The organism is Halorubrum marinum (genome assembly GCF_048381195.1).
GTDB lineage: Archaea > Halobacteriota > Halobacteria > Halobacteriales > Haloferacaceae > Halorubrum.
In genome coordinates this window covers 26,187-47,657 of the sequence record NZ_JBLWMM010000003.1, presented here as the reverse complement: position 1 = coordinate 47,657, position 21,471 = coordinate 26,187, and the positions used below count along the sequence as shown (strand labels likewise).

The window sequence follows — 21,471 nt, the reverse complement described above, 5'->3', positions numbered from 1 at the left end:
CAAGACGGACGCGTCCAGACACGCGTGTATGACCGTTCGATACGACGATGTCACCGTGGAGTGGCTCGGCTACGCGACGGCGCGACTGGAACCCGAAGAGGGGCCGGTCGCGTACACCGATCCCGGCCGGTACGGCGTCCTCGACGACTACTGGGCGCGCGACGGCGACGTCGTCGTCGTCACGCACGATCACCACTACGATCCGGAGGGGATTCGGTCGGTCGCGAGCGAGGAGGCGACGCTCGTGATCTACGACGCCGTCGACCCCGCCGGGATCGACCGAGACGTGGAGTCGATCGAGTCGCTCGCGGCCGACTACGACGTGGTCCGCGTCGACGACGAGGCGCGCGTCGACATCGAGACGCCGTCCGGAGACGCGACCGTCTGGTCGGTCGCGGCGTACAACGACCCGGAGGGGCCGAACGCCGACGCCGACGGGTCCGTGACGCACCCGCCCGGGCTCGGGTGCGGGTTCCTCCTCGGGCTCGGCGATCGGACCGTCTTCTGGCCCGGCGACTCCGACGCGCTCGACGGGTTCGCGGAGCTCGACGTCTCGGTGTTCCTCGCGAACATCGGCGGCGGCGGCATCGTCTCGGACCGGCACGCGGCCGCGGAGTTGGCCGAGGCGATGGATCCCGATCTCGTCGTCCCGATCCACTACGACACCTTCGAGAAGCTGGCGGCGGACGGCGAGGCGTTCGCAGGCGACGTCGCCGCGCGGTCGATTCCGGTCGCGCTCGACGCTCGCTCGGCGAACCAGTAGGTGGCACGCCACGGATCGCACCCGCCTGTCGATCCTGACGCAGGGAACCGTTTTTACGTCGGCCGACGTAGGGTAGGGCATGTACGTCCGCGACGCCAAGAACCGTGACGAGGCGTGGTTACTGGACGCGATCGAGCGGCTCGGGCTCGACGATGTCGCCTTCCGGTCACGGGACTACGTGATCGCGGTCGATCAAGAATCGGGCGACAGAGCAGGCTTCGGCCGACTCCGCCTCCATCGCGGAGATGACACGGAGCGGATCGAACTCACCGGGATCGGGGTGCTTCCCGACTGGCGCGGGCGAGGCGTGGGCGCACACGTCGTCGAGCGACTCGTCGACACCGCGGCCGCGGAGGGGTTCGAAACGGTGTACGTCCTCACCGACCAGCCGGAGTACCTGACGCAGTTCGGGTTCGACGAAGTCGACACGGACGACCTCCCGGCCGCGCTCTCAGATCGACTCGACGAGAAGCGGGAGTTCCTCGGCGGCGGCGTGGTCGGGCTCGAACTCGCCGTCGACGAGTTCGAGATGCCCGAGCGGTTCCGCGACGCGTTCAAGAACGCCGAGCCGGCGGGCGACGCGGAAGCGGACGCGACGGAGACGGCCGAGGACTTCGGCATTGATCCCGAGTCAGCGACGTACAAGTACGACACGGGTCGGTAGGCGGCGGAGCGCGCAGCCAGCCCACACCGTCCGACGCGCCGTCAACCCACACCGTCCGACGCGCCGTCAACCCACACCGTCCGACGCGCCGTCAACCCACACCGCTTATCGGCTCGCCGACCGACGCCTCCGATATGGATTCGCTGATACAGGCCGCCCGCGATGTCCTCGACGACGCGCACGTCCCGTACTCCGAGTACCGCGTCGGCGCCGCGCTCCGCACCGCCGACGGCACCGTGTACACCGGCTGTAACATCGAGAACGCCAACTACTCCAACAGCCTCCACGCCGAGGAGGTCGCCGTCGCGGAGGCGGTGAAGAACGGCCATCGCGAGTTCGACCGACTCGTCGTGACGTCCGGCGTCCGCGACGGCGTCACGCCCTGCGGCATGTGCCGACAGACGCTCGCTGAGTTCGCCGAGGCCGACCTCCCCGTGATCTGCGACGAGGGCGACGGCGAGACCAGCGAGTACACCCTCGGCGAACTGCTCCCGAACACCATCTCGGAAGGCACCCTCGACGACGCGCGGGACGTCTGAGCGGTCGTCGCCGCCCCTGCGACTGCTCCGAAGACGGAACTCCTTTTAAACGGCTCGTCGAAGGTCGGGAACATGACCGACGACACCGCCCACGGCGACGACGGCACCGCCCACGGCGACAGCGAGGACCCGAACGACGAGCGGCAGTACCACGTCGCGGTCGGCGAGGGCGACGTCGCCGACGCCGTGCTCCTCCCGGGTAACCCCGAGCGCGTCGACAAGATCACCGCGCTGTGGGACGAGTACGAGGAGGTCGCATACCACCGCGAGTACCGCACCGCCACGGGGAGCTACGATGAGGCACCGATCTCGGTGACGTCGACGGGGATCGGCTCCCCGTCGGCCGCCATCGCCGTCGAGGAGCTCGCTCGCGTGGGAGTCGACACGTTCATCCGGGTCGGATCCTGTGGCGCGATCCAGCCGGAGATGGACGTCGGCGACCTCGTGATCACGACCGGCGCGGTCCGACAGGAGGGAACGAGCGACGAGTACGTCCGCGAGGACTACCCGGCGACCGCCGACGGCGAGGTCGTCTCCGCGCTCGTCGCCGCCGCGGAACGGCTCGGCTACGACTACCACACCGGAATCACGATGAGCGCCGATTCCTTTTACGCCGGGCAGGGACGCCCCGGATTCGAGGGGTTCGAGGCGGCCGGCTCCGACGAACTGGTCGCGGAATTGCAGGACGCGAACGTGAAGAACATCGAGATGGAGGCATCGGCCGTTCTCACGATCGCGAACGTGTACGGGCTCCGCGCGGGAGCGGTGTGTTCCGTCTACGCGAATCGGATCACCGGCGAGTTCCGAACCGAGGGCGAGTCTCGGGCGGCCGAGACCGCGAGCCTCGCCGTGAAGCTCCTCGCGCGGATGGACGAGGTGAAACGCGAGGCGGGCGCGGACCGGTGGCACGCCGGGCTCTCGCTGTAGAGCGAGGCGCGCCTCCCGACCGACGGCCGCGTCAGAGACGTTCCAAAGCGACTTTATCCGCGGACCGTAGAATATCACGCATGACTACACAGGTCGTCGTCGTCGGCTCCGGGTACGCCGGGGCAGGGGCAGTGAAGGCGTTCGAAGACGAGGTCGGCGAGGGCGAGGCCGATCTCACGTGGATCTCGGAACACGACTACCACCTCGTGCTCCACGAGGTTCACCGCGCCATCCGAAACCCCGGGGTCGCGGACAAGATCACGATCCCGGTCGACGAGATCAAATCGCCCGAGTCCGACTTCGTACAGGGCCGCGTCGTCGACGTCGACACCGAGTCGCAGTCCGTCGAGACCGAGGACGGGACGACGGTCGACTACGACTACCTCCTCTTGGGGGTCGGCTCCACGACGGCCTTCTTCGGCATCGAAGGGCTGCAGGAGAACGCCCACCAGCTGAAGGGCCTCGACGACGCGAAGGCGATCCACGAGGACGTCCGCTCGGCCGCGGCCGACGCCACCCGATCGGACCCGGCCGAAGTGATCGTCGGCGGCGCTGGCCTCTCCGGCATCCAGACCGCGGGCGAGATCGCGGAGTACCGCGACAAGCACCGCGCCCCGATAGAGATCACGCTCGTCGAGGGGCTCGACGAGGTCTTCCCGGGGAACGACCCGCAGCTTCAGGGCGCGCTCCGACAGCGGCTCGAAGACGCCGACATCGAGATCCTCACCGGTGATTTCATCTCGAAGGCCGACGGGGACGCGGTGTACTTCGGCGGCGGCGACGACGAGGAGCCGGAGGAACTCGGGTACGACGTACTGGTGTGGACGGGCGGTATCACGGGCCAGCCCGAGCTGGAAGCGATCGAGATTGAGAAGGACGAGCGGTCGAACCGCGTTCACGCCGGTTCTGACTTCACCACCAGCGACGACCGCGTCTTCGCCATCGGCGACACCGCGCTGATCGAGCAGGGCGACGACGACATCGCGCCGCCGACCGCGCAGGCCGCCTGGCAGGCCGCCGAGGTCGCCGGCGAGAACCTCGCGCGGGCCGCGCGCGGCGCACCGCTTCAGTCGTGGGAACACACGGACAAGGGAACCGTCATCTCGATCGGCGAAGAGGCGGTCGCACACGACGTGATGGGGATGCCGATTCAGACGTTCGGCGGAACCCCCGCGAAGCTCCTGAAGAAATCGATCGCGGTCCGCTGGATCGCGAAGGTCTCCTCGGCCGGGCGCGGCGTGAGCGCGTTCGGCGATATGTAAGCGCGGGCGAAACGCGACGCTGAGACTCCGTTTTTCGCGGCGACAACGGCGTGAGGTACGGCTAACGACGCCGCTTGTCGGTCAGTGAGTCGCGTAGTCGCGGAGTTCTCGAACCGCTGAATCGGCAAATACCTGAATCGGCAAAAGCGTCCGCGAACGACGGACCGTCCGCCACCGTCAAGCAACTGGGCGGAGCGGTAGCGTGCGGCGTTCGGTCCTCAGTTCAGTGCTCGGCCGGTTCGTCCGGCGCGCGCATGTCGTCGATACGGAGGATGAGGATGTTCGCGGTGTCGTCCTTGCCGTCGACGGTGCCGTCGATGACGAGCTTCGAGAGCGGCGTCGGGCCCACGGTGACGGAGTCGCCCTCGTGGAAGTTACGGACCGACCCCTGTACGTGGATCTCCGCGCGGCAGAGTTCGGGGTGGTGAACGCTGGAGAGGTCGATCCCGTCGACGTTGACGCTGGGAACTTCCTCGCCCTCGTGGAAGATCGGAACGTCAGCGGGCTCGTCCATGCGCTGGATGTCGAGCGCCTCGTAGGCGTTCGAGGTCGGTTTGTACCCGCCTTTCGGCCCGGGGACGCCTTCGACCAGCTGGAGGGCCTTCAGGCTCTGCATCTGGTTGCGGATCGTGCCGGGGTTACGATCCACCTCCTCGGCGATCGCTTCGCCTTTGACGGCGTCTTCCTGTTCCCCGTACAGGTTGATGAGCGCCGTGAGGATGCTTTTCTGACTCGATGTGAGCTCGATAGATGACATAGACCCGTCTACATGGCCGTCCTGCTTAAATGCGATGGAAGGACATTATAAATGATCGCGACCGAAGTCGCGGTTCGGCGGTCTTACTCCCCGTGGAGGTCGCGAAAGCGAACGTACGCGACCGGGCTCGACAGCGTAACGACGACGCCGAGCAGAACGAGTATATATCCCAGTTCCGACGCGACGAGCGAGACGCCCGCGCCGACGAGTCCGATCACTGCGCCGGTGAACGCGACCACGATCATGGCTCCGACGGGTTCGATGTCTTCCGGGGCGAAATCCTGTCCGGGGCCGCTCATACGAAGCGATTCGCGTAGAGCGACAAAGTCGTGTTCGATCGGACGGGCCCAATCCCGTCCTTTCATGACCCGGCGCGTCTCGTGGTCGAATATGACCACTGTCAGGATCATCGGTGCGCCGACCGATTACGGGGCGAACCGACGCGGCGTCGACATGGGACCGTCAGCCATCCGCTACGGGGGACTCGCCGACCAGCTCGCTGGCGCGGGCGTCGAGACGGTCGACGCCGGTGACCTCCACGTTCCGCGCGCCGAGGAGCGCGATCCGGACACCGAGGCGCCGAGCCGCGGAAGCGCGAAGTTCCTCCGAGAGACGGCGGACGTCAGTCGGCGGCTCGCCGACGCAGTGAGCGACACGCTCGCGGCCGGGGACGTGCCGCTCGCGCTGGGCGGCGATCACTCCATCGCCATCGGCTCGCTGGTCGGTTCCGCCCGCGACGCGGAGATCGGCGCGGTGTGGTTCGACGCCCACGCCGACCTCAACACGCCGTCGACGACCCCGTCGGGGAACGTTCACGGGATGCCGCTGGCGGCCGCGCTCGGACTGGACGAGTTCGCCGACACCGACTGGGCGAACGCACCCGGGCTCGCCCCCGAAAACGTCGCGCTCGTTGGCCTTCGGTCGGTCGACGACGCGGAGATCGACGTGATCCGAGAACACGACTTCGCCGCGTACACGATGTCCGACATCGACGAACGAGGGGTCACCGCGGTGACGGAGGAGGCGATGGCGGTCGCGGCCGACGGGGCCGACGGCGTCCACGTCAGCCTCGACCTCGACTGGCTCGATCCCAAGGAAGCGCCTGGCGTAGGGACTCCAGTCCGCGGCGGTGTCACCTATCGCGAGGCCCACAGCGCGATGGAGACGGTCGATGACGCCGACTGCCTCAGATCGATGGAGCTGGTCGAGGTGAACCCGACGCTCGATCAGCACAACGAGACCGCGGAGCTCGCGACCGAGCTGGCCGCGAGCGCGTTCGGAAAACGGGTCCTCTGAGAACGGACCGCGACCTACTGCTCCCGATCGAGCGCCTCGACGACCTGCTGGAGGTCGGCGTCGTGCTCGATCTCGCGTTTGATCTCCTCGCGTCGACGCACTGCCGCGGAGTCGGCGTCGTACGCGCGAACGAACTCGGCCCGCGTGTGCTCGTCGAACATGTGGCGAATGGCGAAGTAGCCGTCCGGAACGATCGTGCCGCACACCTTACACTCGTGACGCTGGTGGCCGTTAGTCTGGTGAACGATGGCCGACTCCACGTCGTCGAAGGCGGCGTCGCAACCGTCGATTCCGCACGTCCAGCGGGGCATGTCCTGTGGTCTCCCCCGAGGGGGATTAACGGTTTCCCCCGAGGGCCGAGGGACGAGAGACTCTCAGTCGGTGGTCCGCCCCCCTCGCTACTCTGCGTCGCTCCGGTCCCCGGGTCGCCCCGAGGTCGAACGATACGCCTTTGCTCGGGGACGCACACCTGTAACTCGTGACTCGATCGAGAACGCGCGTCGACGCCCACGTGAAGGTGCTCGACGACAGTGTCGTTTCCCTCGCCAAGGAGCGTGGGATCGACGCGCTCGTGTACGCCCCGCATTTCACTCGGCTCCCGACGATCCGGAAGCGCGCGACCCGTCACTCCGACGACGAGCTGACCGTCGTCCCCGCCCGAGAGGTGTTCACCGGCGATTGGGGCAACCGCCGACATCTCCTCGTGCTCGGACTGACCGATCCGGTCCCCGACTACATCACGTTCGAAGCCGCGATGGCCGAGTTCGACCGACAGAATGCGGCCGTGCTCGTCCCCCATCCCGGCTTCGCGACGATTTCGCTCACGCGACCGGAGATCGCGGCGCACGCGACTCGGCTCGACGCGGTCGAGACGTACAACACGAAGCTCCTCCCCCACCAGAACGCTCGCGCGCGTCGGATCGCCGAGTCGACGGACCGACCCGGATTCGGCTCGTCGTACGCGCACCTCCGCGGCACGGTCGGCGAGGCGTGGACCGAGTTCGACGGGAGTCTCGACGACGCGGACGCGGTGGTCGACGCCTTCCGGGAGCGACGCCCCCGAACGGTCGTCCACCGCGGCGGCCTCGGTCATCGGCTCCGCGGACTCGTCGAATTCGCGCACCTCGCCTACGAGAACACGTGGACGAAGGCGGATCGGCTCTTCCTCTCCGGCGACGAGCCGACCCTCCCGAGCAACGTCGCTTACGAGGGACGCTTCGACGACGTGAGCGTCTACGCGGGCGGAATCGCGGATTATCGACCGAAGTGAGCACCGAGGGTCTGCCAGTTCGAGCGGGTGTTCCGGGAGCCGTGCGAGCTACAACGCGCGAGTCTTGCACGAGTGGTCGGTCACGTGCAAATGTTACCCTTCATAACGAGTTGAGGCTCTGTTGAAATCTCTTGTTCAGACACAGTATCGAATGAAACAGCCGTTCGCTGAAGGAGGCTATTGATCGGATTCGGGCGAAAGGGTGTCGAGTCGCCAAGTGAAGATAGCTCGCAACACCACAACGAGGCTGTTGCGCTTGCCTGTCCCCCAAATTCCCATCTCGTGGATACGATCCGTCGGGTCTTGGTCGCTGATGACACTCACGAGGGCAGTTCGCTTGTCGGTGATAAGCAGGCTTCCAGCTCCCTCATCGCCCCACGCCCACAGCGTCTCAAAGAGTTTAGCCGAGGGAATCCGCTCCTGAATCTCGGCCTGAACGGACTCGGAAAGGCCCGCGAGATAGATATCGACGCCACGCTCTTCAGCCGCCTCTAGATGGTCGAGGTGGTCGTCAGTAAGGAGTTCGTCAACTGTCATGTAGATGACTTCGTCGTCAGCGTCGTCGATAAATTCGAGGAGACGACTGGTGACGGCCTCATGACCCGTGACCGTCCATACTCCGAACTCCTCGGGCTGACGGCTGGCGGGTTCGAGATGTTCAAACAGTTCGCTCAACTCGGTGATGGTGTTCTCACGTTGGAGGTCAAGTTTGCGGAGTGCGCTCTCTCGTGACACCGGCGTGAATTTCTTGCGTGACCGGTGTTGGATATCGACTAATCCAGCTTCGTGAAGGGCATCAACCGCGTCGTAGACGCGGGTGCGAGGCACGTCGCCGATCTCTGCGACGTCCTTTGCGGTGCCAGTCCCGAGTTGGAGGAGATAGACGAACGTGTAGGCTTCGTACTCGCTGAAGCCTAACTCTTTGAGCAAATTGGCACACTCGTACTCGAGTTGTTCGGTCGACTTTTCCGCCATACTCCCTCGTAGGGGCCGATATCGGAAAAAGGGGAGAGATAGTTCACTCTCAGTGGTTTCCGGGAGCCCCGTGCCGGATTTGGGTATCCCACACTGGATGATGCGTAACTTGTACTGACCGCGGATGAGTTAGCAGTATTAGCCGTAGAGGATTTCAACAAAGCCTAATTTTACTAAATAACTATAGATGTGACAACACATGGTCTCACGAAGGCAATTCCTCTGTGGGAGTGGCACAGTCGTTGGCGCGGCGATCGCTGGATGTACGTCGCTTGGATTGGGATCGGGTGACGAACGAGAGTATTCAATCCGCGTATACAATTACTCCGACAGTGCCAGAACGGTTCGTATCCGGATCGGAGAAAGTGAAATTGATTTCTTCCATGTTGAAGAGGTTGAGGTCGAAGCGGAGACAGCCAGCGACACAATCCCCTTTGATGGCGTCCCGGGAGGATTAAGCGTCTCTGTCGATGAGAGAGCTCAGTGGAGCGATTGGCAGTTCGCGTGGCCTGTCGAAGGCGGTGGCGGAGCGCCTGCAGCGAGGGCAGATATTCTATTTGACCCGGAGTCCCCGCAGGCGATCATCGTGCGGGCGAACTGAATTTTGAAGGCTGTCTAGTCGACAAGCAGGCTCATTGAGGGGTAGTTCCTCTCCTTCAAGATAGGAACAGGCAGAACCGTGGTGCTGAACTCGCGCTCTGTATCGGTCATGGTTTTACTGACAAACGCTGAGTAGCTCGAAACGGCACTGCTGCATACAAAACGCATATCGAGCACCGATGTTTCTCCGGAGGTTCCCGTCACAAATGAGGGGAGAGCTGGTGAAGGGGCTCTCCGGGATTGCTGGCCTGTCCGACCTGCCTTGATTATCGCGCGTTGATCTCTGGCAATTCCCCCACAAGCCATCTGGTTACTATCCATGGTAGCGTGGCAGCCTATGACGCTATGTTCTCAGCTATCGTATACAACGTGATCCATATGCCGGGAGAGACAGAGAAAACCAACATCGAGAGAGTGAAAGAACTGTACGATCGGTTCGCTGAGGGCGATTTCGAGGCTATCCGAGGCCTCATGGATCCCGACGTGGAGTTGCACGAACCAAAGGGAATCGCTGGCGGCGGGACGCACCACGGGTTCGACGAAATTGTCGAGAACGTCTTTTCCAGGGTCGGAACCGAGTGGGAGGACGTTTCGGTCGATCCAGAGCGATACGTCGCCAGTGGTGAGACCGTGGTCCTGCTTCACACGTGGAGTGGGACGTATCGCAAGTCAGGGAAGTCAGTCACATACCCGAATGCACACGTCTTTGATCTCAAAGACGGGAAGATCGTTCAGTGGAGGTCTTACGCTGACACCGCGCTATTCAACGCCGCGCTCGACGCGTAAACGAGACGTTCATCTGTTGACTCTCCACGCGAATCGCGTCTGTCACCTCGGTCCGAACTGAGGCAGACATACCCTGTATCTCGCACGCGGTTTCTGACGCAATGTGGGTCGGTCGGTGTTCCACGTCGGTATGTGAATCTCCCGGCTCTGTTGAAAGTCTATCATACAGACATATCCTTCCTGAAACAGCCGGTAGACAAAGCGTGCGAGTTGACCGCAGAGAATCCTATCAGTTCGAGATAACGTGCCGTTCACGTTGCAAGATGCAGGGCGCGTATCTCACACAGAATTGTTTCCGATTCGGCCAGATCGGATCGATCAGTACAGAGATGCGTTTACTCGTAGGTGATCGCTAGGAAGACCACACCAGCTACAATCGATCCACCAATGACGGCGAGGATCACAGTGACTAGGAAGTTGTATCCCAGTGACGCGCTTATAAACGCAGAAAGAACAGCTGTCCAGAAAATCAGATGAAGTAGCTTTGTTTTGGTTGTATAGCCATGAATTTCGGAGGGCATAGACCACACTTTGTCATTATGTACAAACTTCTATTGATATTTTGAGGAAGGACTCTTGTGGTAATAGCGGTTGCCGCTCATGTTCGGTTTGCAGTTTTCAGCGACCGGTTGTTTCAGATGAAAATTGGCTGATGAATAGGATTTCAACGGAGCCAATCCCCCGTATTGACCGGAATCGGATCGGTTTCTGTCGCCAAGTGAGGAGTTCGGTAAGGACGGTGCTGACCGATCCAGATCTCGACGAGCGACGACCCGAAGCGACTCAGATCCCGAGGCCCGCGGCCGCGTCGCTCGCCGCCCGAGTGGCGGCGGCGACGTCGAGATCGAGCGTGATCACGTAGGTGTGGATCGCCCAGAAGACGACGAGTTCCAGGGCGGTGATGATCACGGTGACGAGGTCCGCGTACTTGCTGCTCGTCGTGACGCCGGTCGGCATGCCGTACTCCTTGTCGGAGAACGGGTGAAAGAGAGCGATCCCGCGGCGGCTCCCGACCACGTCGAGGAGGTAATGAGTCAACACGCCGATCCAGACGTACTGGAGGTTGCCGAACAGGATCGGGTACGCGAGGAAGACCCCGAGCACCGGGAGGCTGTGGAGCGTCTTTCGGTGGCGACCGAAGGCCGTGTCGACGTCGGGAAACAGCGCCCCCAGCACGATCGGGACCGTGATCTGTGCCGTGGTTCGCACCGTCTCGAGATTGAGGCTCGGCTCGATGATGACCCCGAGTCCGAGCGCGAGCAGCAGCGCGTTGAGAACGTGACCCCGTTTGTTCATACGACGGGGTTGCCGGGGCCGTAAGTGAAAGCACCGAATCGGTGACGGCCGGCGGCCTCGTTCGAATACGCCGCCAGCCGCGGTCGAAAGAGCCACGGAGCCCGGCCCCGAGCCGTCGGTATGGAGTACGAGGAGCCGAAGTTCTTCCACGTTATGGAGTACGCGGGGGCGGCGGACGGTGACGTCATCGACATGGTGAGCGGTAATCCCGACTGGGAGCCGCCGGTCGCACTCCGTGAGTCGCTCCGAGAGTACGCCGATCTCCCGTCCGACTCGTTCCAGTACCCGCCGAGTGAGGGGCTGCTGGAGCTCCGCGAGGCGATCGCCGAGCGACGAAACGTCGACGTCGACCGCGTCGTCATCACGAACGGGACGGGGGAGGCGAACTACCTCGCGATGGCGCGCGCGTTCGAGCGCGACGCGGGCGACGAGGCGTTGCTCATGGATCCCGTCTACCCGTACTACCCCGGTAAGGTGAGCATGCTCGGCGGCGAGGCGACGCTCGTGCCGACGGCGTACGACGGCGGGCTCGACGTGGCGGCGATCCGCGAGGCCGCGAGCGACGACACCGCACTCATCGCGCTCAACACGCCGAACAATCCGACCGGCGCGATCTACGACCTCGACGCGGTTCGGGAGGTCCTCTCGATCGCGGAAGCGGTCGACGCGCTCGTCGTCGTCGACGAGGTGTACGACCACTTCGATCTGACGGGCTCGTTCGAGTCCGCGTTGACGCTCGACTCGGACCGGGTGATCGTCACGAGCGGGTTTTCCAAGTCGATGGCGATTACGGGGTTCCGGGTCGGCTACGGACTGTTTCCCGACGAGCACGTGTTCAGAGCGAAGGCGAGGCACATGCTCGTGAACGTCGCGGGCCCGCGGCCGTCGCAGTACGCGGTCCACCACGCGCTCGCCGAGACGCCGCCGGAGTACTACGCCGAAGCCCGCGAGCTGCTGGCCGACCGGGTCGACGCGTTCACCGACGCGCTCGACGCCGCGGGCGCGGAGTACAGCCGTCCGGACGGCGCGTTTTACGTGCTCGCGCGGTTCGACGGGTTCCCCGGCACCATGGAAAACGTGAAGCGGCTGATCGACGAGGCGGGCGTCGCGGGGATGCCCGGCAACGCGTTCGGCACCGCCCGGGGCGACTGGATCCGGTTCGCGCTCGTGACGCCGCGAGCGGTCGAGGCCGCCGAGCGGCTCGCCGACTACTTCGGCGGTGAGGGTGCAGGCGACTCGACGGCCCGGGATCCGGACGCCGAGAGCGAGTCGCGATGAGCGACGAGGAGCCTATCCTCGCGTACTTCAACCGGAGCCCGTTTCGCGACCTCCTCGACATCGAGGTGACGGAGGCCGCGGACGGGCGAGCCGTCGGGTGTCTGCGTTTCGGTGAGAAGCACTCCTCGAATCGGCAGCAGGCCATCGGGCAGGGCGGCGTCGCCTTTTCGCTGGCCGACAGCATCGCTGGCGCGGCCGCGACGTCGCTCGTGGGATTTCCGACGCCGACGATCGACTTCCGGATCGACTACCTCTCGCCCGCGACCGACGACCTCGTCGCGACCGCCGAGGCCGTCCGGGAAGGCGGCGAGACCGCCGTCGTCGACGTGGCGGTCGTCCAGCCTGCGAGCGACGCGGACGAGTACTTGAGTGCCGACGGCGAGCGGCCCGACCGCGAGGGCCGAGAGGTCGCCGTCGGCAGGGGCGTGTATAAGACGAGCGACCTCCCGGACGACGCGCCGTGGGACATCGATCAGGGGGAGTGACGGACTCGCAGTCGGCGCACGCCTCCGAGTGGCCGATAGGCCGCGAGGAGCGCGTGCGAGGTCGTCGGGCTAAGCCCGACTGCCAGAGAGACCTTCGGTCCCTCGCTGGAGCCGGACCGGCGCGACGCGCCGGTCCGACGAGGCTGGGGAGGCGTGAGGTGCGGGGCGGTGTTGTGCGGGGCAGTGTTGTGCGGGGCGGTGTTGTGCGGGGCGGTGTTGTGCGGGGTGGGATTCAAACGCGCGCCTCCCGGCTGGGGCTTTGGAGGCGCTCTTCATCGACCCAGCGTCGACGATTTATAAGTAATCGCTTGAAAGGTCCGAAACTACGTTTAGCCGAAGTTCTCGACCTTCGCGGCGTCGGCGTCGCCGCCGGCGGCCTCGACCGCGGCCTCGGCGTCGGCGACGAGGTCGGCGAAGCCGTACACGAAGACCGTCTCGCCCTCGACCCCCGTCAGCGCCTCGGCGACCGCCCCGTCCAGCGCCTCGGCTTCGTCGAGGAGGCGGACCGCGGCACCACGAGCCTCCAGCGCGTCCAGCCGCTCGGCGTGCGACACGTCGTCGTCGCGGTAGACGATCGCGGCCTCCGCGCCGTCGTCGAGCGCGCGCTCCGCGATGGCGACCGCGGGGCCGACGCCCGGCCCGCCCGCGACGACCACCGCGCGCGGCTCCCCGTCGTAGTGCTGGTCGCCGAAGGGGCCGGAGAGCGTCATCTCCGTGCCGGTCGAGACGTCGGCGAGGAACGCCGAGAACTCGCCGCCCTCCTCGGGGTCGATCCCGACCGTGACCTCGAACGTCTCGCCGACCGTCGGCGACGAAAGGGTATAAAAACGGGCGACGGACTCGCCGTCGATCTCCGTGCCGAGTTTGACGAACTGCCCGGGCTCGGCGGCGAATTCGTCCGGGGCGCGAAACGTGAGCGCGTACGTGTTGCGGCCGACTTCCTCGACCGCGCTGACCGTGACTGTCGTCTCCATAAATACGATCCGAGCGGCGGACACAAACGTGTTCCCGTCGGCGACGACGCTGCCTGTGTCGCCGCGGAGATGACGTGGCGAAGCCGGAGCAATTGGTTCGACGAACGTCGAAATACCCTGCGACAGAGCGGGTCGATCGTGCGGAATGTGGAAAACGTTCGTCCAGTGTATTCGCCATGTGAGCAGATACTACCCCTAATAAGTGACAATATTCGCGAGACCGCAAACAAACGTCCAAAAACACGTCGGTGACTCCTTCCAGAAGTCTTTTGATGAGTCCGGCGAAAGCGTCGGCATAGCATGGCAGCGGACTTCAACTGGGCCGTCGGCGGAGAAGCCGGCGACGGCATCGACTCGACGGGAAAGATCTTCGCGCAAGCGCTCTCCCGCGCGGGTCGACACGTGTTTACGTCGAAGGACTTCGCCTCGCGAATCCGCGGCGGCTACACCGCCTACAAGGTGCGAACCTCCGTCGACAAGGTACAGAGCGTCGTGGACCGGCTCGACGTGCTCATCGCGTTGACCCCCCGAACCATCGAGGAGAACCTCGACGAGCTTCACGAGGGCTCCGTGATCATCTACGACGGGGAGCGCACGACGATGCAGAACGTCGAAATTCCCGACGAGATGATCGGCATCGACGTGCCGCTCAAGCGCCTCGCCGAGGAGGCTGGCGGCGCGATTATGCGGAACGTCGTCGCCCTCGGCGCGGCCTGTGAAGTGGCCGATTTCCCCATCGAGAACCTCGACTCGGCCCTCGAAAAGCGCTTCTCGGACAAGGGACAGAAGCTCGTCGACAACAACAAGGAGGCGGCCCGCGCGGGCCAGTCGTACGTCGCCGAGGAGTTCGACCACGAGTTCGACTACGACCTGGAGACCACGGACGAGGACTACGTCCTCCTCAACGGCGACGAGGCGATCGGGATGGGCGCTATCGCGGCCGGGTGCCGCTTCTACGCCGGATACCCGATCACGCCCGCGACCGACGTGATGACGTACCTCACCGGCCGGATCGAACGCTACGGCGGCCACGTCGTGCAGGCGGAAGACGAGCTGTCCGCGATCAACATGGCGCTCGGTGCCGCTCGCGGGGGCGCGCGGTCGATGACCGCGACCTCCGGACCCGGAATCGACCTGATGACGGAGACGTTCGGGCTCATCGCGACGAGCGAAACCCCGCTCGTCATCTGTAACGTGATGCGCTCCGGTCCGTCAACCGGAATGCCGACGAAACAGGAGCAGGGCGACCTGAACCACATGCTGTACGGCGGGCACGGTGAAATCCCCCGCTTCGTGCTCGCACCGACGACGATCGACGAGTGCTTCTGGAAGACCGTCGAGGCGTTCAACCTCGCCGAGAAGTACCAGATCCCCGTCTATCTCACCGCCGACCTCTCGATGGCGGTCACCGAGCAGACGTTCTCCCCGGAGACCTTCGACATGGACGAGGTGGAGATCGACCGCGGCTTCGTCGTCGACGAGGCCGACATCGACGGCCACATGAGCGAGTCCGGCGGCTTCCAGCCGCACGAGATCACCGACGACGGGATCTCACCGCGCGCGTTCCCCGGCACGGCGGACGGCGCGCACATGTCGACCGGCCTCGAACACGACGAGCAGGGCCGACGGACCGAGGACACCGAGATGCGCGTCGCGCAGGTCGACAAGCGCAATCGGAAGGTCGAGACCGCCCGCGACCGAGAAGACTGGAGCCCGCGCGAGTTCGGCGACGAAGACGCCGACACGCTCGTGATCTCGTGGGGGTCGAACGAGGGAGCGATCGCCGAGGCGGTCGAGCTCCTCGCCGAAGACGACATCACCGTTCGCGTCCTGTCGGTGCCGTACATCTTCCCGCGCCCGGACCTCACCGAGGACGTGCAGGCGGCCGACGACGTGATCGTCGTCGAGTGTAACGAACGGGGACAGTTCGCGAACCTCGTCGAACACGACGTCTTGGAGCGCGTCGAGCGGATAAACAAGTACACCGGCGTGCGATTCAAGGCCGACGAACTCGCAGACGATATCAAGGCGACCCTCGCGACGGGGGTGGAGGCGTAACCAATGAGCTCAGACATTCGATTCACCGACTTCAAATCCGACAAGCAACCGACCTGGTGCCCGGGCTGTGGCGACTTCGGCACGATGAACGGGATGATGAAGGCCCTCGCCGAGACGGGCAACGATCCCGACAACACGTTCGTCGTCGCCGGGATCGGCTGTTCCGGCAAGATCGGCACCTACATGCACAGCTACGCGCTTCACGGTGTCCACGGGCGCGCACTCCCCGTCGGGACCGGCGTCAAGATGGCGCGACCGGACATCGAAGTGATGGTCGCCGGCGGCGACGGTGACGGCTACTCCATCGGCGCAGGCCACTTCGTCCACGCCGTCCGGCGGAACGTCGACATGACGTACGTCGTGATGGACAACCGGATCTACGGGCTGACGAAGGGACAGGCGTCGCCCACCTCGCGCGAGGACTTCGAGACGTCGACGAGCCCCGACGGGCCCAAGCAGCCCCCCGTCAACCCGCACGCGCTGGCGCTGGCGTCGGGCGCGACCTTTATCGCGCAGTCGTTCTCCTCCGACGCGCTCCGGCATCAGGAGATCATCCAGAAGGCGGTCGAACACGACGGATTCGGCTTCGTGAACGTCTACTCCCCCTGCGTCACGTTCAACGACGTGGACACGTACGATTACTTCCGCGACTCGCTGGTCGACCTGAAAGAGACCGACCACGATCCGACCGACCGCGAGGACGCGAAGGACGCCATCCTCAACTCCGAGCAGGAGTACCAGGGCGTCATCTACCAGAACGAGGACTCCGTACCGTACCACGAACAGCACGGCGTCGACGAGGATATGTCCGTCATCCCGGACGGCGCGCCCGAGAGCGCGACGGACCTCGTTCGCGAGTTCTACTGAACGGGCCGACGCGGGAATTTTCTCACCGGGAACTGCCGGTTCTACGCGAGTCGAGCAGTAATATTCCGACCTCGGAAAACCGCCAAAATCGGTCGACGAAGCGGTCTCGCGAGGGGTTCCCGACGAGTTTCAGCAAGCCTAATTACATGGGTCCGTATTAGCGAGTATATGGTTGATCGCTACGACGTCGTGGTTGCGGGTGCCGGACCGGCCGGCGCTCAGTGCGCCCGCGACCTGGCGACGCGCGACTACGACGTCGTCGTTCTCGAAACGGAACCGGAGGCCGACTTCCCCCGCCAAAGCAACAAGTCGACGGCCGGGACGTTCCCGTCGATGATGTCGGCGTTCGGCATCCCCGACGACGTGGTCATGTCGTACACCGACGACGTCGTGTTGGAGTCACCGAACAACTACTACGAGAGCTACCAGCCGGGCGCCGTGTTGGAGTTCGCGGAGTTCAAGCGGTTCCTCGTGGCGGACGGCCGCGAGAACGGTGCCGAGTATCGGTTCGACGCCCGGGTCTCACGGCCGATTCTCGACGACGACGGCGTCATCGAAGGCGTCCAGTACAACGGCGACGAGGAGATCTACGCGGACATCGTCGTGGACGCGACCGGGCCAGCCGCGCCCATCGCGAGCGCGCTCGACGTGGTCGACCTCGAACGAGAGAACCAAGCGATCGGCATCGAGTACGAGATGAAGGGGGTCGAGATGAACCATCCGGAGTACGCCGACCTCCGTCGGGCCATGATGTTACGACTCGATCACGACATCGCTCCGGGCGGCTACTCGTGGATCTTCGCGACGGGTGAAGACACCGCGAAGGTGGGGATCTGCTACATCCAAAACGATCGGCACCGAGAGTTCGCCAAAGAGGGACAAACGGTAGACGGTTACCTCAACGAGTGGATCGAACGAGACCCTCGATTCGCCGACGCCGAACAGATCAACGGAAAGGTTCACCGCGGGTCCGCACACATCCAGATGCCGGATGAGATGCACACCGATCGATTCCTCGCGATCGGCGATACGGTTCCCACCATCGATCCGCTGTGGGGCGAAGGAATTCACAAAGGGATGAAGTCCGCTCGCGCTGCGGCCGCCACCATCGATCGGTGTCTCACGGACTCGAAGCGGCGAGTCGACGCCGAGAGCCTCTCGATATACGAGGACCTGTGGCATCGTGATGTCGCACCACGAATGCGTTCTCGGCTGATGCTCACACGGTTGCTATACCTCGCCCCGAACGATCGGTACGACCGGCTGATGCGCGATCTCCGGCAGACTGACAACGACACCTTAGAGGAGGTGAACCACGGCGATAAGGCCGCGATGGCGAAGCTGATCCACCTCGACGACCTCCCGCTGCTCGCGAAGTTCGCCCGAGAGCGGTTGAGTTCGTAGAACACCAAGCGACGCCGCTCCCGAGACTGCCTACCGCTCGTCTATCGGAACGAACTCGGCAGTCTCGGGTCCGGTGTAGCGTGCACGCGGACGGATGAGTCGGTTGTTTTCCTGGTACTCCACCATGTGTGCGATCCAACCGCCCGCGCGGCTCATCGCGAAGATGGGCGTGTACATGTCGAGCGGGATTCCCATCGAGTCGTAGACCGAACCGGAGTAGAAGTCGACGTTCGGTGCGATTCCCTTCTCGACGAGCCCTTGGTCGGTGAGATACGTTTCGATCGCGGTCGTGTAGTCGAGCCACTTCGTGTCGCCGGACGATTCCGAGAGATCGCGGAGCTTCTCTTCGAGGATGCGCGCGCGCGGGTCTTTCACCTTGTACACGCGGTGACCGAACCCGGGGATTCGCCGACCGTCCGCGCGGGCGTCTTTCACCCACTGAACGGGGTCCTTCTCGGACTCGTCGACCTCGTACAGCAACTCCATCACGTCCTGGTTCGCGCCACCGTGTAGCGAACCGGAGAGCGCCCCGATCCCGCCGGTGACACCGGAGTAGACGTCCGCCATCGTCGAGCCGATAACTATCGAGGTGAACGTGGAGGCGTTGAGCCCGTGGTCGGCGTGCAGTGTCAACGCCATGTCGAACGTCTCTTCGCTCACGTCGTCCGGAACTGTCCCCGTGAGCATATAGAGGAAGTTGGCAGCGTGCGAGAGGTCACCGTCGGGAGCAACCGGCTCCTCTCCCTGGCGGGCGCGCTCGAACGCGGCGAGAACCGTCGGGATCTTCGCCGTGATCCGACGCCCCTTCCGAAGCGTCGCCTCGAGGTCGGCCGGGTCCGAATCGGGCTCGAGCTCGTACGCTGAGAGCATCGAAACCGCAGTCCGGAGCGCAGCCATCGGCTCTTCTCCCGCGTCGGCGAGCATCCGAACCGTCTCGAGGACGTCGTCGTCGACGTCACGCTCCGTGGCGAGCTCCGCGGCGAAGGAGTCGAGTTCCTCGCGCGTCGGCAGTGACCCGTGCCACAGGAGGTACAGCACCTCCTCGTAGCTCGCGCCACGCGCGAGCTCTTCGATGTCGTATCCACGGTACACGAGCCTGCCAGCCTCACCGTCGACGTGGCTCAGCTCCGACTCCGCGACGAGGACACCCTCGAGCCCACGCTTTAACTCGTCTGACATGCACGGAGATTCCGACCACCGCCAAAAAAGCGTTATCTTTCAGGAGGAATAGGACACGACGATCGTCGAATTGCGTGAAGTCGAACGACGGCGGTCGAGTCCGAAGCGTCGGCCGCTGCGGAAGCGCCCCCTTACCGAGCCGGGACGACGGTCACTGTCCGTTTCCGATCGATCGCGTCCTCCAGTTCCTCCGCGATCGCGGAGCCGCGCGACACCTGTACCTCACCGCCGCGTCCGACGGTGGCGGTAAAGAGGTACTCGCCGTCCGCACGCACCTCGACCGTCTCGCCGACGCCGCCGTCGACGTCGAGGACGACGTGCCGTGAGGTGATCTCGGGCTGGACGGCAGTCCCGCGCTCCTCGCCGACCTGACCGCCGCCCTGTCCGTTCGATCCGCGACCGGTGCCGCCCGAGCCGCTGTCGCGCTCACCCGGCTTCTCGTCGTGCGTGCGGACGTCGATCTCGATCCCCAGCCGACTCTCGATATCGCTGATCCGCCCGCCGCCCTTCCCGATGACAGTGCCGATGTCACCCTCCGATACGTACACGACCGCCCGATCGTTGCCTTCGAGGGCGACGTCGACGTGCCCGTGCGCGACCGACCGGATCTCGCGTTCGATCTCCTGTTTCGCGATGCGGCCGACGCCGGTCTCGCTTTCTTCGTCGTCCTCGTCAAGCGGCACCGTGACGACCTGCCGGTTGAACGTGTAGATCTCGTACTCGGGGCGACCCGTCTCGAAGTTGGACACTTGAATGACGGGGCGCGCGAGGTCCTCGGCGGTGAGCCCGGCCGGGACCTTCACCTCCGTCGTCACGTCGTACACCGTGTGGACCTCGCCGGCCTCGATGTACACGACCGTGTCGACGATCTGCGGGATCATGCCGAGTTCGACGCGACCGACGAGCCGCTGGAGCGCGTCGATCGCCCGCGACGCGTGGACGACGCCGACCATCCCGACGCCGGCCATCCGCATGTCCGAGAACACCTCGAAGTCGTTCGTCTTGCGCACCTCGTCGTAGATGGTGTAGTCGGGCCGTACTAAGAGCAGGGAGTCGGCGGTGTTCTCCATCTCCCCGCCGAGCGCACCGTACTGGGTGATCTCCGGCCCGACCTGGAGGTCGCGCGGCTTCTCCATCGTCTTGACCGCGTAGTCGTTGTCGTTGAGGAACTCCGCGACCGCCTGTGCGAACGTCGACTTGCCAGCCCCGGGCGAGCCGGAGATGAGCACTCCCCGCTTCCGTTCGAGGAACCGCTCTCGCAGTTCGTCGGCGAACTCGTAGTCGTCGAGGGTCGTCTTCGCGATCGGGCGAACGGCCGTGATCTCGATCCCGTCCGCGAACGGCGGGCGCGCGACGGCGATCCGGTAGTTCCGGAACTGGACGATGTCCATCCCGTCGCCGGAGAGCTCGATGAACCCCTCGTTCGACTGGCGCGCGAGGTCGACGATCGACGTCGCCCACTCGCGCATCTGCTCTTCGTCGGTCAGTTCCTCGTCGATGGCGACGTACCGCATCTCACCGAGCGATCCGCGTTTCGCCTTCGGCTTCGTGCCCGTCTTGAGGTGGACCGACATCGTCTCGTCGGTGAAGAAGTGCTGGATCGGGAGCTCGTCGACGACGCCCCGAGCGACGGGCTCGACGTACTCGACGTCGATCCCCTTCGCGCGGGCGACCTCCGCCTGTACGATGTCGCTGGAGAGCAGCGTCGCTTCGTGGTCGGCGGCGAGGTCGCGGATCAGCGCGTCGACGTCGCCCTCGTGGGCGTGCGACCGGGCGTCGCCGCTGGCGCGCTTGCCGACGTACCGCAGTTCGATCGCCCCGTCGTCGGCGTAGTCGGCGAGCCGTTTGAGCTCGCCCAGTCCGTCCCAGCCCGATTCGAGACCGTCGTTGGCCTGCGACTCCAGCTCACCGACGACGGCCTCGGGGACGATCACCGTCACGCCCTCGTAAGAGCCGTCCTCGACGCGTTCGGACACGCGGCCGTCGACGACCGCACTGGTGTCCGGTACTACGTTCATACGGTGGTTCCGGGCGGGAACCGTATAAGCGTGTTCGACCGTGACCACCCACCGTCGATACCGATCTGTTCGT

22 protein-coding genes are annotated in these 21,471 nt (G+C 64.8%); 14 read left to right on the top strand and 8 right to left on the bottom strand.

Going from position 1 to position 21,471, the window contains the following annotated elements; translation table 11 throughout:
- Positions 1–28: 28 nt before the first annotated feature.
- The 5 genes from ACNSN4_RS04060 to ACNSN4_RS04040 all read left to right on the top strand — a co-directional run bounded on the left by ACNSN4_RS04060 (position 29) and on the right by ACNSN4_RS04040 (position 4,155).
- Entirely contained in the window at positions 29–763 is a 735-nt protein-coding gene (locus tag ACNSN4_RS04060; RefSeq protein ID WP_418284503.1) for an MBL fold metallo-hydrolase, read from the top strand.
- Positions 764–842: 79 nt separating this feature from the next.
- Positions 843–1,427: a GNAT family N-acetyltransferase gene (locus tag ACNSN4_RS04055; RefSeq protein ID WP_418284502.1), complete on the top strand. Its 585-nt coding sequence runs from the start codon at positions 843–845 to the stop codon at positions 1,425–1,427.
- A gap of 134 nt (positions 1,428–1,561) precedes the next feature.
- The gene (gene cdd, locus ACNSN4_RS04050) at positions 1,562–1,966 is read left to right on the top strand and encodes a cytidine deaminase (protein WP_418284501.1); all 405 of its coding nucleotides are present in this window, start codon (positions 1,562–1,564) and stop codon (positions 1,964–1,966) included.
- A gap of 72 nt (positions 1,967–2,038) precedes the next feature.
- On the top strand, positions 2,039–2,893 hold the full coding sequence (locus tag ACNSN4_RS04045; RefSeq protein ID WP_418284500.1) for a nucleoside phosphorylase: 855 nt from the start codon (positions 2,039–2,041) through the stop codon (positions 2,891–2,893).
- An 80-nt stretch (positions 2,894–2,973) separates the two neighbouring features.
- A complete protein-coding gene (locus ACNSN4_RS04040; protein WP_418284499.1) occupies positions 2,974–4,155 on the top strand; it encodes an NAD(P)/FAD-dependent oxidoreductase in 1,182 nt (393 codons plus the stop codon).
- A 223-nt stretch (positions 4,156–4,378) separates the two neighbouring features.
- Here ACNSN4_RS04040 and ACNSN4_RS04035 read toward each other — a convergent pair whose 3' ends face one another.
- Positions 4,379–4,912: an Rrf2 family transcriptional regulator gene (locus ACNSN4_RS04035; RefSeq protein WP_418284498.1), complete on the bottom strand. Its 534-nt coding sequence runs from the start codon at positions 4,910–4,912 to the stop codon at positions 4,379–4,381.
- 83 nt (positions 4,913–4,995) lie between these two features.
- Entirely contained in the window at positions 4,996–5,211 is a 216-nt protein-coding gene (locus tag ACNSN4_RS04030) for a hypothetical protein (protein ID WP_418284497.1), read from the bottom strand.
- Between the two features lie 91 nt (positions 5,212–5,302).
- On the opposite strand from ACNSN4_RS04030, the gene rocF reads away from it, so the two are divergent.
- Positions 5,303–6,208, top strand: coding sequence for an arginase (gene rocF, locus ACNSN4_RS04025; RefSeq protein WP_418284496.1), 906 nt, complete (start codon positions 5,303–5,305; stop codon positions 6,206–6,208).
- Positions 6,209–6,222: 14 nt separating this feature from the next.
- Here the strand turns inward: rocF and ACNSN4_RS04020 are convergent, their stop codons facing one another.
- A complete protein-coding gene (locus ACNSN4_RS04020; protein WP_418284495.1) occupies positions 6,223–6,519 on the bottom strand; it encodes a DUF7565 family protein in 297 nt (98 codons plus the stop codon).
- A 167-nt stretch (positions 6,520–6,686) separates the two neighbouring features.
- Here ACNSN4_RS04020 and ACNSN4_RS04015 point away from each other — a divergent pair, with 167 nt between their 5' ends.
- A complete protein-coding gene (locus ACNSN4_RS04015) occupies positions 6,687–7,478 on the top strand; it encodes a PHP-associated domain-containing protein (protein ID WP_418284494.1) in 792 nt (263 codons plus the stop codon).
- A 177-nt stretch (positions 7,479–7,655) separates the two neighbouring features.
- Here the strand turns inward: ACNSN4_RS04015 and ACNSN4_RS04010 are convergent, their stop codons facing one another.
- Complete coding sequence (locus ACNSN4_RS04010; RefSeq protein ID WP_418284493.1) at positions 7,656–8,453, bottom strand: TrmB family transcriptional regulator; 798 nt, start codon at positions 8,451–8,453, stop codon at positions 7,656–7,658.
- Between the two features lie 199 nt (positions 8,454–8,652).
- Here ACNSN4_RS04010 and ACNSN4_RS04005 point away from each other — a divergent pair, with 199 nt between their 5' ends.
- Both ACNSN4_RS04005 and ACNSN4_RS04000 read left to right on the top strand, forming a co-directional pair.
- On the top strand, positions 8,653–9,054 hold the full coding sequence (locus ACNSN4_RS04005) for a hypothetical protein (protein ID WP_418284492.1): 402 nt from the start codon (positions 8,653–8,655) through the stop codon (positions 9,052–9,054).
- Between the two features lie 377 nt (positions 9,055–9,431).
- A complete protein-coding gene (locus ACNSN4_RS04000; protein WP_418284491.1) occupies positions 9,432–9,839 on the top strand; it encodes a nuclear transport factor 2 family protein in 408 nt (135 codons plus the stop codon).
- Positions 9,840–10,622: 783 nt separating this feature from the next.
- Here the strand turns inward: ACNSN4_RS04000 and ACNSN4_RS03995 are convergent.
- Positions 10,623–11,135, bottom strand: coding sequence for a metal-dependent hydrolase (locus ACNSN4_RS03995; protein ID WP_418284490.1), 513 nt, complete (start codon positions 11,133–11,135; stop codon positions 10,623–10,625).
- Between the two features lie 120 nt (positions 11,136–11,255).
- On the opposite strand from ACNSN4_RS03995, the gene ACNSN4_RS03990 reads away from it, so the two are divergent.
- Both ACNSN4_RS03990 and ACNSN4_RS03985 read left to right on the top strand, forming a co-directional pair.
- A complete protein-coding gene (locus tag ACNSN4_RS03990; RefSeq protein ID WP_418284489.1) occupies positions 11,256–12,413 on the top strand; it encodes a pyridoxal phosphate-dependent aminotransferase in 1,158 nt (385 codons plus the stop codon).
- Positions 12,410–12,898: a PaaI family thioesterase gene (locus ACNSN4_RS03985; protein ID WP_418284488.1), complete on the top strand. Its 489-nt coding sequence runs from the start codon at positions 12,410–12,412 to the stop codon at positions 12,896–12,898. Before ACNSN4_RS03990 ends, ACNSN4_RS03985 begins: the two co-directional genes overlap by 4 nt.
- Positions 12,899–13,227: 329 nt before the next feature.
- Here ACNSN4_RS03985 and ACNSN4_RS03980 read toward each other — a convergent pair whose 3' ends face one another.
- Positions 13,228–13,872: a ferredoxin--NADP reductase gene (locus ACNSN4_RS03980; RefSeq protein ID WP_418284487.1), complete on the bottom strand. Its 645-nt coding sequence runs from the start codon at positions 13,870–13,872 to the stop codon at positions 13,228–13,230.
- A gap of 300 nt (positions 13,873–14,172) precedes the next feature.
- Here ACNSN4_RS03980 and ACNSN4_RS03975 point away from each other — a divergent pair, with 300 nt between their 5' ends.
- The 3 genes from ACNSN4_RS03975 to ACNSN4_RS03965 all read left to right on the top strand — a co-directional run bounded on the left by ACNSN4_RS03975 (position 14,173) and on the right by ACNSN4_RS03965 (position 18,201).
- Complete coding sequence (locus ACNSN4_RS03975) at positions 14,173–15,930, top strand: 2-oxoacid:acceptor oxidoreductase subunit alpha (RefSeq protein WP_418284486.1); 1,758 nt, start codon at positions 14,173–14,175, stop codon at positions 15,928–15,930.
- Positions 15,931–15,933: 3 nt separating this feature from the next.
- The gene (locus tag ACNSN4_RS03970; protein ID WP_418284485.1) at positions 15,934–16,797 is read left to right on the top strand and encodes a 2-oxoacid:ferredoxin oxidoreductase subunit beta; all 864 of its coding nucleotides are present in this window, start codon (positions 15,934–15,936) and stop codon (positions 16,795–16,797) included.
- A gap of 168 nt (positions 16,798–16,965) precedes the next feature.
- Positions 16,966–18,201, top strand: coding sequence for a digeranylgeranylglycerophospholipid reductase (locus tag ACNSN4_RS03965; RefSeq protein ID WP_418284484.1), 1,236 nt, complete (start codon positions 16,966–16,968; stop codon positions 18,199–18,201).
- Between the two features lie 30 nt (positions 18,202–18,231).
- Here ACNSN4_RS03965 and citZ read toward each other — a convergent pair whose 3' ends face one another.
- Positions 18,232–19,380, bottom strand: coding sequence for a citrate synthase (gene citZ, locus ACNSN4_RS03960; protein ID WP_418284483.1), 1,149 nt, complete (start codon positions 19,378–19,380; stop codon positions 18,232–18,234).
- A gap of 131 nt (positions 19,381–19,511) precedes the next feature.
- Positions 19,512–21,398, bottom strand: a complete 1,887-nt coding sequence (locus tag ACNSN4_RS03955; RefSeq protein WP_418284482.1) for a PINc/VapC family ATPase — start codon at positions 21,396–21,398, stop codon at positions 19,512–19,514.
- Between the last annotated feature and the right edge of the window lie 73 nt (positions 21,399–21,471).

What these genes read in the sequence shown, in the direction of transcription:
- ACNSN4_RS04060 (WP_418284503.1), top strand. Translation starts at nt 29, where the DNA reads ATGACCGTTCGATACGACGATGTCACCGTGGAGTGGCTCGGCTACGCG.
- ACNSN4_RS04055 (WP_418284502.1), top strand. Translation starts at nt 843, where the DNA reads ATGTACGTCCGCGACGCCAAGAACCGTGACGAGGCGTGGTTACTGGAC.
- cdd (WP_418284501.1), top strand. Translation starts at nt 1,562, where the DNA reads ATGGATTCGCTGATACAGGCCGCCCGCGATGTCCTCGACGACGCGCAC.
- ACNSN4_RS04045 (WP_418284500.1), top strand. Translation starts at nt 2,039, where the DNA reads ATGACCGACGACACCGCCCACGGCGACGACGGCACCGCCCACGGCGAC.
- ACNSN4_RS04040 (WP_418284499.1), top strand. Translation starts at nt 2,974, where the DNA reads ATGACTACACAGGTCGTCGTCGTCGGCTCCGGGTACGCCGGGGCAGGG.
- ACNSN4_RS04035 (WP_418284498.1), bottom strand. Translation starts at nt 4,912, where the DNA reads ATGTCATCTATCGAGCTCACATCGAGTCAGAAAAGCATCCTCACGGCG.
- ACNSN4_RS04030 (WP_418284497.1), bottom strand. Translation starts at nt 5,211, where the DNA reads ATGAGCGGCCCCGGACAGGATTTCGCCCCGGAAGACATCGAACCCGTC.
- rocF (WP_418284496.1), top strand. Translation starts at nt 5,303, where the DNA reads ATGACCACTGTCAGGATCATCGGTGCGCCGACCGATTACGGGGCGAAC.
- ACNSN4_RS04020 (WP_418284495.1), bottom strand. Translation starts at nt 6,519, where the DNA reads ATGCCCCGCTGGACGTGCGGAATCGACGGTTGCGACGCCGCCTTCGAC.
- ACNSN4_RS04010 (WP_418284493.1), bottom strand. Translation starts at nt 8,453, where the DNA reads ATGGCGGAAAAGTCGACCGAACAACTCGAGTACGAGTGTGCCAATTTG.
- ACNSN4_RS04005 (WP_418284492.1), top strand. Translation starts at nt 8,653, where the DNA reads ATGGTCTCACGAAGGCAATTCCTCTGTGGGAGTGGCACAGTCGTTGGC.
- ACNSN4_RS04000 (WP_418284491.1), top strand. Translation starts at nt 9,432, where the DNA reads ATGCCGGGAGAGACAGAGAAAACCAACATCGAGAGAGTGAAAGAACTG.
- ACNSN4_RS03995 (WP_418284490.1), bottom strand. Translation starts at nt 11,135, where the DNA reads ATGAACAAACGGGGTCACGTTCTCAACGCGCTGCTGCTCGCGCTCGGA.
- ACNSN4_RS03990 (WP_418284489.1), top strand. Translation starts at nt 11,256, where the DNA reads ATGGAGTACGAGGAGCCGAAGTTCTTCCACGTTATGGAGTACGCGGGG.
- ACNSN4_RS03985 (WP_418284488.1), top strand. Translation starts at nt 12,410, where the DNA reads ATGAGCGACGAGGAGCCTATCCTCGCGTACTTCAACCGGAGCCCGTTT.
- ACNSN4_RS03980 (WP_418284487.1), bottom strand. Translation starts at nt 13,872, where the DNA reads ATGGAGACGACAGTCACGGTCAGCGCGGTCGAGGAAGTCGGCCGCAAC.
- ACNSN4_RS03975 (WP_418284486.1), top strand. Translation starts at nt 14,173, where the DNA reads ATGGCAGCGGACTTCAACTGGGCCGTCGGCGGAGAAGCCGGCGACGGC.
- ACNSN4_RS03970 (WP_418284485.1), top strand. Translation starts at nt 15,934, where the DNA reads ATGAGCTCAGACATTCGATTCACCGACTTCAAATCCGACAAGCAACCG.
- ACNSN4_RS03965 (WP_418284484.1), top strand. Translation starts at nt 16,966, where the DNA reads ATGGTTGATCGCTACGACGTCGTGGTTGCGGGTGCCGGACCGGCCGGC.
- citZ (WP_418284483.1), bottom strand. Translation starts at nt 19,380, where the DNA reads ATGTCAGACGAGTTAAAGCGTGGGCTCGAGGGTGTCCTCGTCGCGGAG.
- ACNSN4_RS03955 (WP_418284482.1), bottom strand. Translation starts at nt 21,398, where the DNA reads ATGAACGTAGTACCGGACACCAGTGCGGTCGTCGACGGCCGCGTGTCC.